Consider the following 15,844-nt stretch of genomic DNA (forward strand, 5'->3'; position numbering starts at 1 on the left):
TGCGCCTCCTATTCGGCTTTAACCTTCGTGCCTTCAGTCAAGCTATCCGCAGGCTTCACGATAATTTGTTGATTGGCCTTGATGCTTCCGTTAGACGCCACATACAGCCAGTCCTGGTTCTTCACTTCGGTTTGCACTTCAACGAGATGCGCCATGCCGTTGTCCGCCGTGAACACATAATCTTTCTGGTCTTTGCGGATCACAGCGCTTTTGGGCACTTCCAGACGACTCTGCTGCGAAGCCTGCAGGTTAACCTCCGCTACCATCCCGGCAAACAGCAAGCCTTCTTTATTATCAACCTTCACCTTCACAGGAAATGAATTGCTGTTGGTGTTCGCGACCGGGCTGACGAATGAAACCACGCCCGGAAAGCTTTTACCCGGCACGTTCTGTATCGTAACGTCTACGTTCATGCCTTCCTTCACTTGTGTAATTTGGTTATCCGCTACGCTCAGCTCCACTTGGACTTGATCCATATTAACTAACGAGAGGATCTGCGCCCCGGCCTGCGCCAGCTCACCCGGCGAAATGCCCTTCTTCACGATCACTCCGTCAATCGGAGCGGTAATGGTCGCATTGCTCAGCCCGCTGTTGGCAAGCTCAAGACTCGCATTCAGGCGTTCGACGTCCGCTTGAAGCGCTTTGAGCGTATTTTCCGTCGGACCGCTGATGGCAAGCTCCAGCTTGGCTTCGGTTCCTCTCCACTGTGCTTCAGCGGCTTTCTGTGCGCCCTGTGCTTGCTCATAAGCTGCATTGGCCTTCTCGAATTCGAAGGTTCCTTTGTCCATATCATCCTGCGACACATTGGAGCTGCTCTCGAATGCATTGCGAAGCCGGTTATATGTGCTTGCGGCGAGGTCGAAGCCCGCCTTGGCCTGTTCGACAGCCGCCGTTGCCTGCTCGTATGCCCCTCTCGCTGCAGTGATGGCGCTTTGTAGTCCGGCAATCTCTTGTTTACGGGCACCCGCTTGCGTATCGGCCAGCTTAGCCTGAGCTGCGCTGCTGGAAGATTCGGCTTGTTTCACTTGCTGAATCAACTCCGTCGTCTCCAATTGCACGAGTACATCGCCCTTCTTCACCTTACTGCCTTCCTGCACACGAACTTCAGCAACTTTGCCGGATACCTTCGATACGATATTAATGCTCTGGTCGGGAATCACTTTGCCGTTCAGACTTGCAGCCGCACTAGGTCCCAGCTTGATCACTTGAACAGGAACGGCCGCCGCACCCGCTTCTTCCGCCTCTATAGCCCCGCATGCGGGAAGCACGGTAATAGCGGCAAGCAGCAAAGCGGCAGGAACAATTAATTTGTTTAATCTATTCATTGGAATGGCTCCTCCTTGTCTAATTGCTCTTCAAGTGAATTTTGATGTTCGAGCTGATGCCAGGCATTAAATCAAGGCCCTGATGATCTTCGATCGCTATTTTAATCGGAATGCGCTGAGTGACTTTGGTGAAATTACCGCTCGTATTCGTAGCAGGCAGCAGCGAGAAAGTCGAGGCTGTGGCCCTGCTTATTTCCTGTACTTTCCCCGTTAGCACTTTGCCTGGAAAATTATCCAGCTTGATGTCGACCTTCTGGCCCTCATGGACTTTATTGATCGCCGTCTCCTCGATATTGGCAGACACGAACAGCCTGCTGGAGTCGACAACCATCGCAACGGCCTGACCAACCGACGCAACTTCCCCGGTCTTGATCAAAGTCTTGATGACGGTGCCGTCGATAGGCGATCTCAACGCCGCCTGATCCATACTGCTCGTAGCCAGATTATTGATATCCTGCTGTCCGATAATCTGATCGGCGAGCACATGCGCGCCCTCTTCAACCTGCAAGGAGGTCACCTTGCCTGTAATACGCGGCATGACTTTATAGATATCCCCTGCCAGCCGGGAATCCTCGGTCGAGATATAATTTTGGCCCTCATACCAGAAATAACCGGCAATCCCGCCTCCGCCAATAACGATAATCGTCAAAATGACATACAACATAATTTTTCGTTTCATGTTTCTCCTCCCCCTCGCCCTTTGAACAATTGTTTTTAACAATCGTTTTTAACAGTTGTTAAACTACATGGAGGTAATTATAGGTCCTCTTCCTCAGACCGTCAATGAAAAATTTCCAGATTACCAGTAGACCTTAAATGAAAGAAGCCCGCGGTCCGTTGGCAGGACTCGCAGGCGTTTGACTTCAGTGATATTCTCCTATAAAATTCGTTAAAACAGATGCTGCTAACAACTGTTAAACGGAGGTGCAGTCGATTCCTCGATGAGCAAACAAGAACTCGATGTGAAGCATAAAATTATCATATCTGCTAAGAAGCTGTTCGCCCAGCAGGGGTATGAAGGAACGAGCGTCAGAAAAATTTGTGACGAAGCCGGCGTGTCGCTGCCGCTTATTTCGTATCATTTCGGAGGCAAGGAGAACGTCTTTCTGGCCATACTCGAACCGCTCGAGAAGCTGCCCTTTACTCCCGAGACGGGGGATCCCAAGCAAGATTTGCAAAATTACCTTGAGGTGATGATTGCTTTCTACCAGCGGGAACGGGAAATTTCACAAATCATCCGGCAAGAACTGGCCATGAACAGCACACGAGCGGACAAAATCATTACGTTCATCCAAAACTCCACGAATAAATTAAAGAGCATTCTGGAGAACGGCAGAGCCAAAGGCGTTTTTGAATACCAATCCACATCGAATGCTTTGCGCCTCATCCTTGGATGTATGAGCATGGTTTCCGTCTCCAAGGTTGGTATGATGGAAGTCATCATCGGTGAAACGGAAAGCAATAACTACCCGATTGAGCAAGAAGTTATCGATTTTATTTACAAAGGAATCCGGCGTTGAATAACGGCAAACCCCATTACATACAGCAATAGCCTCCTGCCCTGACATGCCAGGGAAGGAGGCTATTCGTTTCTGCTATTCTTGTTCTTGTTTCATTAGGAATCTCTTCAACACGACTGCTGCTTGTGCACGGGTTGTGATGCCTTCCGGCACATAAGTATCGTCCGTCATCCCCTGCATAATGCCCATCTTCACGACCAGCGCCACAGCATCCTTCGCCCAGCTCTGAATCCGGTCACTATCCTTAAATTTATCGGTAGAAGTGTCCGCAGATAGGGCGCTCTTGCCTGAGGTTACGAAGCTGTAAGCGCGGGCCATCATAACCGCCATTTGTTCGCGGGTTATGTTCTCGTCAGGCGCGAATCGCCCGGACTCCAAGCCATTGACAAGACCGCTCTGCGCCGCTGCAAGAACCTCCCGATAGTACCAGGCGGTCTCGCTCACGTCGGAGAAGGTCACATGCGATGGAGTCCCCTGCGCCTTTATTCCCAAAGCCCGGACGAGCATGGCGGCGAACTCCGCCCTGCTGACCGCACCCTCCGGCCGGAATTCGGATGGGGAGACCCCGTTCACCAAGAGTCGCCGCGCCATCCAATCGATTTCCTCCATCGCCCAATGGTTGTGTGTGTCCGTGAAGCTGTTCGCATAGCTCATGACCGCAAAGATGCCGCCGCCGCTCATATCAAACTTCAGCCCTTGATCGCCGTTCGGCTTGCTGCGCACGTACGACCAGGCTGCGGCTGCAGGATCGTACCGGTAAATATCCAGAGATTTCCCTTGAAGTCCTGAGAAGTTGCCCTCTATAGCATTCGCCTTGGAGAGAGGCACAAGCACGACTTTGGCCCCGTTCACCGTTTCGATGACGACACTTGCGGCCCCCGCTATCGAATTCGGATCCAAGCTCACCTTACGGGCTGCTTCCTCCGCTTCTTTGCTCAGCTGACCTTTCGCTAGATGTAAGGTTACTCGAACCTTCGCCCCCTCTTCCTCATCCCTGATCGAGAATGCGGAAGGGTCCAACTTGATGCTCGTATGGTCGGATGTCACTCGAAGAATAGCGTGTGCATCCGCCATTGGGCCGATACTCTCTGCAGGGAACTGCAGGATGATCTCGTCAGCAGGCTCTTTGACCCCGATATAAAGCTCTTGAGACGGCTTCAATTGTTTCAGGGCTTCCGTTATTGCCTCTTTCCCAATCGTCAGATACAGGATCGTTCCGCCCGTGGAAGACGTTTTCTTCTCCACTACCGCTTTCTCACCCAGATCCAAGGGATCCTTAGTGGAAGGAACCGGTGAGCCGCCGCCTGAAGACGAAGAGGGTGTGGGCGGATTGCTGTCAGGTGCCAGATTCGCTGTAGCAGCCGGCGAAGCGTTTCCTTGAAGATCCTTCACAGCACCTTCCAGTAACGTAAGTACGGAAGCCGCCGGTACTTTTCCATCCACGGTCAATAGCAGCTCTCGGCTTTCGGTTTGATCGCGCTGCGTGACTGCGACAGCCGAAGTAATCAGTCCCTCGGTCCCATTCAATCGGATCTTGCCGGGATCCGCAGTCGCAGCGATCGGCTCATTATAAGTAAGGCGTAGAATGCGGCCTCCGCTTTCCACTTTTACAGCAGCTAATGCCGGTCCTGCCGTGTCGAGAGCGGTTGGGGTAAACTCCTGTACGAAGCTAGTTGCCGCCGTCATCTTCACGCCTGCATAGCTAGTGACATACGCAGGGTCCAACTGCAGTTCGTATTTGACTCCATTCCCCGTTAACGGAGCTTTCGGTGTAAACCGTATCGTTCTGGAAAGCATGACTGTTTCATCCGATGCGCTTGCCTCCTGCTGGATGAAGGCAGCTATCCCTTCCAACTCCTGACCGTTCAGTGTTAAGGTTACGGCCCCAGCTTTCAAACCGACCACCTTCAGATACTTGGAGAACGTGATATCCACATAACTACCGCCGGCATAGGTAACCCCTGTTACCGAAGAAATCGTTGGAGCATCCCTTGAGATCATCCCTGCGTTGACTTCCGTCCGCGGAGGCGGCACGTCAAGCTCATCGCTGGACATAGTCTGGTAGCCCTTCTTGCTCCAAGTGACCTTCCATCTGCCCGGCGGCACATCCCAGCCGTATTTACCGGCGGCATCCGTCAGCTGCGGATTGATTTGATCATATTCCTTAGCGTCCCAGGACTCCCAAACCCCCGAGTTCTTATCCAGATACGAGACTGTCGCCTTTACATCCGGAAGCGGATTGCTCTTCACCGCTTCGTATACGTAGCCGCTTGGATCGTAAATCCATTTCGGCCTTGCAATTTTGCGGCCTTTATTCTTTTTCCTATCCGGATTATCGCTGCATTTGTTATATCCGGATCCTATCGCATCGATCTGTTCGTCCACATAGTTATCGATTTTATCTTCCAGCACGCCGGTAGCGAAACCGGCCACGACGGCACCGCCTCCCGTCAGCGCCATGGCTCCCGTCCATGCGCCCAAAGCGGTTTTGGCCACCTCGCCGACAACCAGCGCCGCCAGAGCCTTACCGCCTTGCTTAACGGTAGCCGGCAGCTCCTCCAGACAGTCCAGACCGCTGGTCTCTACGTTGTACATGATTTTGTTCACTTTGCCGGCAAAGCCCATGTAATCTTCATACTGGCCCTTGAATTCATCAATTTGACCTTTCACTTCATCCACATCGGATTTGATTTCCATGAAGTACTCGGCTGTGTGCCCCCAGTCCCCTGCCTTGGCCGGACGGCCAAAAGCTCGCAACCCTGCAAGGCCTGTGAATTCCTCGGAGATCAGATTGCTAGGCATGTACCCGCGGGTCTTGATACTGAGAGAGGTCTCCGTTTCGCTGACCTCGAATCCGGACTGAATCGCCGGAACGCCGGAACGTGCTGCCAATTCTTTCTCCGACTCCGTCGGCCTGTAGTTCGAATCGGGATCTACCGTAAGCGTAATAGTCATCACCTTGTTGCCGAGCTGCGGGAATTTCAGGACCACCGTCCCCGAATAAACGCCATTCGCAAGCTCGAACGGGGTCTTCGAGACGACTTCGAAATCTCTCATCATCGGAGGAAGCGATGCCCGTACTTGATCGAGGTCCGGCATGGCTCCGTCATAGACGCGCTCCGGCTTTTTCACATCATAATCGATGTAAATGCCGCCTAACGCATCATGTGTGGTCGGCACCGTAGCCCGGAATAACTCGCCTTCCCGCACGGCTTCAATCGGATCGCCTTCCTGTCCGTCCATATAGACGCGGACATTCTCCACCTGGTCAGGATTCGAGAATTCGAAATCCAGCAGGAAGGGGTTCCCGGGAACAACAGTGTATGCAAAATCAGGCACCTCCTTGCCGGCTGCGGCCGTCACCCAACGCCCTGCCGGCGCTTGAGCCATCGCCATTCGCAGCAGCTGCGGTCCATTCGCATCGTACATAACGTACACTTTGCTTGATTTCAGGCCGACTCCATTCACCGAAGTCTCCGCCCATAGAACATGATAGCCGGGACCGTCCAGATCCGCTAAGGTAACCGGTGTTTTCCATACGCCTGACGCGTTGGCAACCGCCCCGCCGATTCGGACATTGGAATCATAGATCATTAACGTACTGCCCGCAGGAGCAAACCCGGTCAATACGGCGGCCCTCTCAGGGTCGGATACCCGCTCCGGCGCTTCCAGGGTCACCTTCGGCGCATCCATGTAAACCGTTCCCAGCTTTTCCTCTATCGTCTCGGACCCCAGCGTCGCTTGGATACGCGCAGCTGAAACTAATACGTCACGATTAAACGCAGAAGAAACGGCGAGCTTATACACGACTGACCCCTCATCATTTTTAGCCAGATTCCCAAGCGGTACGCTCAACGTATTCCCCGCCACGGTGATCGGCCCTTTGGCCCCTGTTACCGCCTTGTTCCCAAGATTGTCGGTAACCAACGACGTGCCTTCCGGAATGTCCAATACCAGCAGTGCATTCTCTGCAGACGCGTTATTGTTGTTCCGGTAGGAAGCCCGCAGGGATATCGTACTTCCAGGCATTGCACTAACGGTCTGCGCCATCAAATGGTTGCCTGTTTGATTGGCGAAATACCGGGCTGGGCTGAAGGTGATCTGGCCCAAATTTTTGATCTCATTCGCCGCGATGGAGAAATCCACGGTCGCATATTCATAGCGGTAGCGGTAATTCGCATCCCGAATGCTGCGATTGGCTTCCAGACGGTAATGGCCGCTGCGAGGCACATTGATGTTAAAAACATCGGTCTGGAAGTTGTTATCCCAGGCGTTCGACACATACACCTTGCTGCCGTTATCTTTTAATTCATAAACCGTCGCGCCATAGTAAATATTTCGTCCCAGCTCCACCTTGCCCTGAACGCGGGCCCCCGTCTCCTCCAACCTGATCTCAGCTGTGGCATTGGAGTTATTGTCCAGGATGAAATCCTTACACTGGCTTACATAGGCATAAATCGCACCCGATACGCAGACATTAACCGGCGTTCCCGGACTTCCGCCAATGGAAACCGCATTGGAGAAATACGTGCTTACCCATCCGAATTTCGATTGGACGTGGGATAAGAACATCTCGTTCTCCATGTTCAGCGGCCCCTGCCACTCGGTATCCAAGGCCTTCTTGAACACCCGGAGATTCACGATCCCCTGTCCTGGCTGTCTGACGGGAATGTCCATGATTGTCGTTGTATTGGCCGCTACCGTAGTGTGGATCTGACCGGAATTGTACAGATTGGAGGTTTCGGTGGCTTCTAACAGCACCTCCCCTGCAAAAAGCTCCATCCGAACCTTCCCGTCCAGACTGGTACGCGCCTTCGTGACGACCGGTTGGCCTTTGTAGGTCTGAGTCGCGGTCACATAGGCGTTGAATACCGGCTTATTGGCCGGATCCCTCACCGTCAGCTCCATCATGCCCCTGTCAGGAGAGATGAGGTGAACAGTCAGAACATTCTCCCCGCCCTCCAGCTTCAAGTTCAGCTTCGTACCTGGAGCTAGTTCATAGAACAAGTCGCCAAGATCGAGTTCTGCGGTCACGATTTGATCACGTAACAGTCCGTCGTAAGCAAACGTCATGCCGTCAACTGCCGTCGAAGACATCATCAGAAGCTCGCGTTCCGCATCCCATAGGGTAACGGGAACGTTCGCCACCGGTTTCCCTTCGGCATTCACCACTTTCACCCGGACTTGGGCCGGGACCGTTACGGGCAAGATAGCCGTACTGGTTCTGCCCGGTCTAATGGTTATGCCTTCCTGCCTGCCCATCTCGTACTGGTAATTACTCGTATGCAAGTAGATCTGATACTCATCGCCCGGCATTAAGCCTGTCAGCGGTTCAACGCCTTTATCGCCTACGGTCAAGCTGCGCTCTCCCTCTGGCCCCCAGACGGTCAGGATTGCACCTTGAAGCTCCTCCAAGCTCGCGTTTGCAAACTGAATTTGGAGAGTTCCCCCTACAGGAATTGGGAGATCTTCCGCTCGCTCCACCATCTCCGTGCCGTCGGCTTTCCTCTGCTTCAGCAAGATGGAAGTAAGCTCCGTCGCGTTTGGAGACATTTTAAAGGCACCTTGATAGATGCCGGTATTCGCCGCACCCTCGGTTAACGGTACCGATGCCTTTTGAGTAGTCTCCGTACCGTTGAGCTCTTCCTTATACGTCCATTCCACCTTCGTTTCGAGACCCGGCATGCCGCTTGCTATAATCTTGATTGTACTCTCATTCTTCAACGGACCGTTCGCATTGCTGCGTTCCCCTCTCCAGTTCAACATCAGATCCGTTGGGGGTGGATTGCTTCCGCCATCAGATTCCCACGTATACGTCGGTCCATTCGAGCTCCAATGGTACTTGCCGTCAATTGCCTCCACTTGGAATACGTCATCTATAGCCTCTTCCCGCACCTGATTGGTCAAAGCGACCGAATAGCTCGCTTGACCGGTAGCCGGAATGTACTGGATCGGAATGCCGTTCTTATAGAGGGCATAACCCGTAACGCCATCCGGATCGGAGATTCCCGGCCAGCTTAGCGTGATATGATCCTTCCCCGCATCCGACGCCTGCAGACTGCTGCCGGCCGGCCAAACCGGCATGGTGCCGTTAGCAGCGATGAAATAATCAGGGAATGGGATTTCCGTTCCGCCGAACCGCTCTAGGTTGAAAGAGTAGAAATTAACGGTGCCCGTATCTGAAACCGCAGGGCGTTCGCCCGGGGGAATCAAGGAATAAGGCGCTCCGGGCACAGCGACCCTCGCGGAGTTCAGCCCTTGGCTGTCGGATACATAGACTTCCGACTCCTCATCCACATCCCCCGTATCGTCCGTCACCAACACTACCGTTTCATAGGCTACGTAAGCGCCGCTGCGGCTGATGGAAGGGTGCGAGCTATCTTGGTCAAACTCCGTACCGTCCGCCTTGAAGGATACTCGCCGGAAACTGCCGTCGGCATCATCATAGACATAGATGTCATTCTTACCATTCGTATCAACGGTTCCCAAGTCATCCCGGTAAGTCGTAAACGCCATCAATCGGCCGTCACCGCTGAGCGAAGGCGTGTACCCTTGCGTGATTCGCTTCAACTGCTGTCCGTCTGCTGCGGTTCGGTCGAACAAATAGAGGCTCTCCGTACCGATATAGTCATCCTGCGCCGTCAGCTTCGACTTGGAGACGAACGCGATTTTGCTACCGTCTGCGCTAATCGAAGGGTCCAGACTTTCATCGCTACTATTTGTATCAATCGGGGTGCTAAGTCGCTGCAATTTGGCACCTGGGGCATCCCGGTCGTACAGATAAACATCACGCTTCCCGTCCTGGTCCCCGGAGACTAAACCGTTAGCTGCCGTATCGAAAGCTACGAATCGGCCATCGTCGCTGACGGCTACCTTCTCGCTGTCAAAATCCGGAAAGCCTTGGGACGCACCCACAGCATTAATAGTCGTTAATGACTGTGAGACTCTGTCGTACAAGTACACCTTCACATTTGGACTCACGAGCTCCTCGCTGTAGCTGTAGGCTATGTACCGGGCATCCGGCGTCATATCAAAGTGATGCACCCACCCGGTCTCCGACGGTGTTTGGATACGTCGTACTTCCCCCGTTCGCCGGTCCTGAATTTGCACAACGATCCGGCCCGCTCCTGCATCAGCGGTCAGATCGTACGTTAGAAAAGCCAAGTACCTTTCGTCCGCGCTTAGCTCCGATATCGGGCGGTTTGCCGCCGCATACGTCATACTCAGGAGGCCGCGGCTCAGCTTGGAGAGGACATTCCACGATAGCGGGGCTGCCGCAGCCGCTGGCCGGACTAGCGGTGCATAGACCCTATCATAGACAGTCTCCGTTACAGAGGACATCGAATTGCCCGTGCTTGCTATCGATGTTTCAGCCGCTGCCGGCATCACGGAAGTTGCCATTAGGGCTGTGACTAGCAGAATAGCCAGCTTGTTGCGAATCTTTTGCATGAGTCCGAAAGTCATACGTCATCTATCCTCCATTTTCTGATACACTATGTATCAGTATAGCAACAAATGGATTTGTTTTCTAGTCGTATACAGCTTACCCGGACATAGCCAAACAAAAAAAGCACGCATGCCGCAGAAGAATTTCTTCTGCCGGCACGGTGCTTCCGTGGTTCGCCAATCTTTTACATAAAATTCGCTGTTGTCAAATATTCCTTCACAGCCGTAACCGCTTCGTCAATCGTCTTGGCTTGAATGATTACTTTCTCTTGCTCGTACTTCTTCATCGCATGTTCATACCGCGGGTCATAGTAATACGCTAATAAGAGACGGACGGCATGCTCAAATTGGTCCTCGTGAAGCGCGGCTTCGATCTCCTTGGCGATTGGGGTATGAATGCGGTCCTTAATATGCCGATAGGCTTGAAGCAATTCTGCTTTGTTCTCCTGAGGGCGGTAATCTTCAATGATATGACGAACACGTTCAGCAAGCGGCATTTCAATCAAAAGCTGGGTGCCCGTCTCCTTCTTATTGACGATAAATTCGGGAACAACCGCTTTGCCGATTCGTTTGCTTTCACCCTCAACTAAAAAATAAGGAGAATCCTTCAACCTCAGAAGGTTGGTAACGAGCAGAGCTTCGAACGTCTTCTGATTGTTGGCTCGGAGTCCGACATGGCCAAAAATAGATCCTCTATGCCCTGATATGGCTTCCAAATCCAATACCGGATAGCCTTCCTCCTGGAGCTTCCTTAGAATAGCCGTTTTGCCTGCTCCTGTATTCCCGGAAATAACACAGACGCGGGGCTTGAAATCCATCGTCTCCAGCGTTTCGACGACCCATTTGCGATAGGCGCGAAAGCCCCCTGTTAAACGATAGGTTCGTATCCCCATCAAGGAAAGAACCGTTGCAGAGGTATGACTTCGCATGCCGCCGCGCCAACAGAAAACCGCCTTCTGCCCTTTGATCTTTTCAAATGTTTTGACAAAAGCCGGCAATTTGGCCGAAATGATCTCAAGCCCTCTGTCTTTGGCCGCCTGAACACTAACTTGCTTATAAATGGTTCCAATCTCCGCCCGCTCCTGATCATCAAAAAACGGAATATTGATACTGCCCGGAATCGTGGAGTCCTGGAATTCGGAAGGCGACCGAACGTCAATCATAACTAGTTCCTTGCTATCCTTAAGAGCTAGAAGTTCTTCTATGTTGATATCTTGAAACAATGCATATCGCTCCTTTAGATGACTACGATACGGCCCGGATGTTCATCTGTCGTTTCTCCGATGATGCTGGCTTCGACCCCGGCATGCTTCAATTTGCCAAGCAGCTCATCAGCCTGGTCTGCGGCTACAGCAATGAGAAGCCCTCCGGACGTTACCGCATCGCATAAAATCCATTGCCCGATTTGGTCCAAAGTTTCCGGGAACGTGATTGCATTCTGCACATGGGCGAAATTATTTTTGGTGCCTCCGGGAACAAACCCTTCTTCCGCCAACTCCCTGACTCTCGGCAGTACGGGTACATCGCTTGCGGTAATGCGAATGCCCACCTTACTCCCTTTGGCCATTTCGAGAGAGTGTCCGATCAACCCGAAGCCGGTTACGTCCGTGCAGGCGTGTACATCGTAAGGCTCCATTGTTTCCGCAGCGGTCTTGTTAAGTGTGGCCATGACTTCTGTAACCCGCTTAACTTCCTCTTCGCTTAACCGGTCCTTCTTAATTGAAGTTGTCAGAATACCTACTCCAATAGGCTTGGTTAAGATTAACTTATCTCCCGGAATCGCTCCCGCATTGGTTCGCACCTTCTGAGGGTGGACCAGTCCGGTTACGGCAAGTCCGAACTTCGGCTCATTGTCGTCAATGGAATGGCCGCCGACCAGTGTAATGCCTGCTTCATTCATTTTATCTCCAGCGCCCCGTAAGATCTCAGCGAGCACTTGCTTATCTAGAGTACGTATCGGGAAGGCAACAATATTAAGCGCTGTTAGCGGTCTGCCTCCCATAGCATAAATATCGCTTATCGCATTCGCGGCAGCAACCTGTCCGAACGAGTACGGATCATCGACGATCGGAGTGAAGAAATCAACCGTTTGTACCAGAGCCAGATCTTCGCTCAATTGATAAACACCGGCGTCATCACTCGTATCTATGCCTACAAGGAGGTTCGGGTTCGGTATGGCGGAGGGTAATGTCTTAATAACTTCGGACAGATCTGCCGGACCTATTTTACAGCCGCAGCCACCCTTAGTAGAATAAGAGGTGAGTTTAATTTTATCGGAGGTCGTCATCGTTCCTCTTCCTTTCTGTATGCAACAGGAATTGTCTCATTTTTACCTTCAGCACTTACAGGATGTGTTATAATAATAACCTATTTAGCTCGTCTAATCTAATTTTCGGAGAATCCTATGACAACTGCCAATAGTTCAAATCAAACTGATTCCATCAACAAGAAAGTCGTTCTGTCCGTCATTCTTTTTGCGATTATCGCTATTGTTGGTTTAACGTATGTGAAATGGCTGCCGTATTATCATAAAGCATTCGATGCGGCAGCGAAACACTCCATCGGGTCGTCCATCGTTTCCGGCCAACAGCCGGCAGCTCCCGCTCCTTCTTGGCAAGCTGCATGGGATTATGCCCTGGCTTACTACAAATCGGTTTGGAAGGCCGCACTGCTCGGCATACTCCTCGGTTCTCTCGTCCAGGTGCTACTCCCGTCCAAATGGCTGCTTAGGGTACTCGGCCAAACGACCTTCAAAAGCACCGTAATCGGCGGAATCTCGTCCATCCCTGGTATGATGTGCACATGCTGCGCTGCGCCTCTAGCTGTAGGATTACGCCGGAAAAATGTGTCCGTTGGCGCCAGCCTGGCGTTCTGGCTCGGGAATCCGACCATTAATCCGGCAACCTTGGTGTTTATGACCTTTGTTTTGTCGTGGAAATTCACCTTGATTCGGCTTCTATTCGGACTCGTGCTAACCTTCGGTATCAGCTATTTGGCTAACTTTTTTGCCGGGAAAGCGGAAGTCCCGGAGAGCCTGGCTGTACAGCCGGAAGAACTGAAAGACGAACCATCCGGCTCATTCGTACAAAGATGGTTGAAAAGTATAGGGTCCATGGTTCTTCATATCGTTCCGTCCTATATCATCGCAGTGCTCGTCTTAGGGGCAAGCAGAGCTTGGCTATTTCCTGCCGTTCAGGAATCCTCGGGTAATCATATTCTGCTGATTATCGGTTTGGCGATCGCGGGCACACTGTTCGTAATCCCCACAGCGGCAGAGATCCCTATTATCCAAACTTTAATGTCCTTCGGTCTGGGGACGGGACCGGCAGCCGCACTGCTGCTTACACTTCCGGCCGTCAGCCTGCCTTCCCTGCTCATGATTTCCAGATCCTTCCCCAAGAAGGTTATCCTAATGGTTACCGTTTCTGTCATTGGGCTTGGTATATTAAGCGGGATTGCAGGGGCGATTTTTCTATAACAGTGAGGGGCGACTCCTTGCTGGCTCGTTGTATGAAAAAGAGACACCTCTTGAGGTGTCTCTTTGATTTCTTCCATGCGAACTGGTTCGATAAAATTCTGCTATCTGTTGAGTCCCGCGTTTCGAATGAAATCAAACCCTGGGATACCGTCAATATGTATGCCATAATCCATAGCGCCAATTTCAACCTTACACTCATTCACTCTCCAATCACCTAAAACAACAGCATCAAACCACTTTGTAAACACAATCTCCGTTCCGCCGACACCATGAATAATGGCTGTTCGATCAGTACCCTCCGGTCTAACTCCAATATTGCCCTCGATGTAATCTCAGCCGATGCTGCAATTTTTTGTGTATTTCTCACTTAATTCATCGTAATTGAGCTCAGACTGATCTATCCACCATTGAATTGCTTCTTCTGCGTACTTGTTCTCAAACTTGTTCCACTCATCCCAAATATCTAATTGATAGAGCATGTCCTTAAACTTTCGAAAAGGTTTGCTACCATTGAGTGCCTCGAATAACAAATCTTCAGGATCAGATTTGGTTTGCTTCGCAAATTTCGTCATGACGACAAACGCCTCATTGGAATCAATCTTTGGAATGCCGATATACCGCTCTTCGTTTTCCTCATCATCCCAGTCAATGCCTGGTTCCCCTGTATATGCTTCGTCCATATCCAAAATAACGAGTCCAGTATGTAAATCCAAATAGTACGGATGCTCCATGTTGTTATCTAAATAAGCATCAATAAGCTCGTCCATTAATTTCATTTCGATCAGCACCTTTCCAATAATTAGTTTAACTTAATCTTTTGCAGTTCATCACCAATCTACCACATACGTATATTAAATATACTATTTAAAAGTTAAATGATTGAGTGGTACGTGCTTTTATTTTCTCAAATTCATCTCTTCTTGCCTAGCTTCGACTGAACCCTAGAGTAGTGCCCTCCCTAACATCCCACACTATTCCGTTTGAACGCCCAATAAAAATAAAAAACCGCCCTCAGGCGGTGTATAAGTACTTACGTCGGTTCGTTTGACGATGATGATGTTTCGCTTTCATGATGCGGTAAGAGAGCTTTACAAGATTCGGCACGGAAAATACTTTATCTATAAAATAGGAGAACGCTGAACGGTTTCCTCGTTTCGTGTTGCATTCCATGCAAGCTGCGAATAAGTTTTGGGGAAGATCGGAGCCGCCTTTGCTTGAGGGGACAATGTGATCTACCGTTGTTGCAGGACGTCCGCACCACAAACAAGTGTATTTATCCCGTTTCAATGCCGTTTTGCGATAGTCTCGAAATGAGAAGGGGTTGTAGAGTAATTGGATTGTCTGGTCGTCAATCCAGACGGCACGAGCTCGGTTAACTTCCCGCCAAGCCCGGTCAAGCACGCAAGGGGTCAACTTCTGACCATCCACATTGAGCACTGTTATCATATTCAATCGCCTCCCAAGGCTTAATTTAGACAATAACCACAGACAATTGATGATTAGATACGTGGTTATGTATGTTGGAGACGAGCTTCTGCAAATGACTTTGAGTCACTGTAATTTCACTCATAAAAAGGCGAAAACCCGCTCCCAGAGCGGGTTCTCAGTATGGAGGTGAGGGGAGTCGAACCCCTGTCCGAAAATATCGCCACACAGGCATCTACGGGTGTAGTCACAGTTTTGATGTCACCAAGGCCAGCGCCCCGTAACCGGCTATGTCCAAGGTCAGCCTGATTATCTTCTTCCGTCGACCCCAGGCGGAGACCGAGCGGCGTATCCCACTAAGGTTGGGCCCCTATCCTAGCACATGGGCGATGCGAGGTAGAAGCTTAGCAGATCAGGTTATTAAGCTGCTGCTAAAGTTGTACGTTGGTTGCCATTTAATAGGCTTTAGCGTTGTTGAAGCGGACGCGTCCCCACTACCCGCAACCCGCGCTCGAACTATCCCCGTCGAATCCAAGAACACCCCCGGATTGCCTTCATATCCGCTGTCAGGCGGAGAAGGTAAAAGACGAGCAGTTGAGAGCCAAATTGCTTGAATCAGATTCAGTGCGAATCTGTCATTCATTTGGTGA

At 51.3% G+C, this 15,844-nt stretch carries 9 protein-coding genes and 1 other RNA gene; 2 read left to right on the forward strand and 8 right to left on the reverse strand.

Going from position 1 to position 15,844, the window contains the following annotated elements:
* Window positions 1-8: 8 nt before the first annotated feature.
* Window positions 9-1,325, reverse strand: a complete 1,317-nt coding sequence (locus tag J2X61_RS23335; RefSeq protein WP_274472055.1) for an efflux RND transporter periplasmic adaptor subunit — start codon at window positions 1,323-1,325, stop codon at window positions 9-11.
* Between the two features lie 19 nt (window positions 1,326-1,344).
* Entirely contained in the window at window positions 1,345-2,004 is a 660-nt protein-coding gene (locus J2X61_RS23340) for an HlyD family efflux transporter periplasmic adaptor subunit (protein ID WP_310190984.1), read from the reverse strand.
* Between the two features lie 262 nt (window positions 2,005-2,266).
* Between J2X61_RS23340 and J2X61_RS23345 the strand changes: the two genes are divergently transcribed.
* Window positions 2,267-2,845: a TetR/AcrR family transcriptional regulator gene (locus J2X61_RS23345; RefSeq protein ID WP_274472053.1), complete on the forward strand. Its 579-nt coding sequence runs from the start codon at window positions 2,267-2,269 to the stop codon at window positions 2,843-2,845.
* 75 nt (window positions 2,846-2,920) lie between these two features.
* Here the strand turns inward: J2X61_RS23345 and J2X61_RS23350 are convergent, their stop codons facing one another.
* From J2X61_RS23350 to selD, 3 genes are all read right to left on the reverse strand, one after another.
* Complete coding sequence (locus J2X61_RS23350) at window positions 2,921-10,309, reverse strand: S-layer homology domain-containing protein (RefSeq protein WP_310190989.1); 7,389 nt, start codon at window positions 10,307-10,309, stop codon at window positions 2,921-2,923.
* A gap of 167 nt (window positions 10,310-10,476) precedes the next feature.
* Window positions 10,477-11,514 (reverse strand): tRNA 2-selenouridine(34) synthase MnmH, encoded by a 1,038-nt coding sequence (mnmH, locus tag J2X61_RS23355; RefSeq protein ID WP_274472051.1) that lies wholly within the window; start codon window positions 11,512-11,514, stop codon window positions 10,477-10,479.
* A 14-nt stretch (window positions 11,515-11,528) separates the two neighbouring features.
* Window positions 11,529-12,578, reverse strand: coding sequence for a selenide, water dikinase SelD (gene selD / locus J2X61_RS23360; RefSeq protein ID WP_274472050.1), 1,050 nt, complete (start codon window positions 12,576-12,578; stop codon window positions 11,529-11,531).
* 117 nt (window positions 12,579-12,695) lie between these two features.
* Between selD and J2X61_RS23365 the strand changes: the two genes are divergently transcribed.
* Window positions 12,696-13,769 (forward strand): permease, encoded by a 1,074-nt coding sequence (locus tag J2X61_RS23365; RefSeq protein ID WP_310190992.1) that lies wholly within the window; start codon window positions 12,696-12,698, stop codon window positions 13,767-13,769.
* Window positions 13,770-14,101: 332 nt separating this feature from the next.
* On the opposite strand, the gene J2X61_RS23370 is transcribed toward J2X61_RS23365, so the two are convergent.
* The 3 genes from J2X61_RS23370 to ssrA form a co-directional block, all read right to left on the reverse strand.
* A complete protein-coding gene (locus J2X61_RS23370) occupies window positions 14,102-14,545 on the reverse strand; it encodes a UPF0158 family protein (protein ID WP_274472047.1) in 444 nt (147 codons plus the stop codon).
* Between the two features lie 235 nt (window positions 14,546-14,780).
* Window positions 14,781-15,215 carry an HNH endonuclease gene (locus J2X61_RS23375; RefSeq protein ID WP_274472046.1) on the reverse strand — a complete coding sequence of 145 codons (435 nt, stop codon included), beginning with the start codon at window positions 15,213-15,215 and terminating at the stop codon, window positions 14,781-14,783.
* 160 nt (window positions 15,216-15,375) lie between these two features.
* Window positions 15,376-15,739, reverse strand: a transfer-messenger RNA (tmRNA) gene (gene ssrA, locus J2X61_RS23380).
* Between the last annotated feature and the right edge of the window lie 105 nt (window positions 15,740-15,844).

It is taken from the genome of Bacillus sp. 3255 (genome assembly GCF_031456485.1).
Taxonomy (GTDB): domain Bacteria; phylum Bacillota; class Bacilli; order Paenibacillales; family NBRC-103111; genus Paenibacillus_E.

Bases quoted from the DNA above. Each gene is read 5' to 3' on its own strand.
- J2X61_RS23335 (WP_274472055.1), bottom strand. From the start codon at position 1,325: ATGAATAGATTAAACAAATTAATTGTTCCTGCCGCTTTGCTGCTTGCC.
- J2X61_RS23340 (WP_310190984.1), bottom strand. From the start codon at position 2,004: ATGAAACGAAAAATTATGTTGTATGTCATTTTGACGATTATCGTTATT.
- J2X61_RS23345 (WP_274472053.1), top strand. From the start codon at position 2,267: ATGAGCAAACAAGAACTCGATGTGAAGCATAAAATTATCATATCTGCT.
- J2X61_RS23350 (WP_310190989.1), bottom strand. From the start codon at position 10,309: ATGACTTTCGGACTCATGCAAAAGATTCGCAACAAGCTGGCTATTCTG.
- selD (WP_274472050.1), bottom strand. From the start codon at position 12,578: ATGACGACCTCCGATAAAATTAAACTCACCTCTTATTCTACTAAGGGT.
- J2X61_RS23365 (WP_310190992.1), top strand. From the start codon at position 12,696: ATGACAACTGCCAATAGTTCAAATCAAACTGATTCCATCAACAAGAAA.
- J2X61_RS23370 (WP_274472047.1), bottom strand. From the start codon at position 14,545: ATGAAATTAATGGACGAGCTTATTGATGCTTATTTAGATAACAACATG.
- J2X61_RS23375 (WP_274472046.1), bottom strand. From the start codon at position 15,215: ATGATAACAGTGCTCAATGTGGATGGTCAGAAGTTGACCCCTTGCGTG.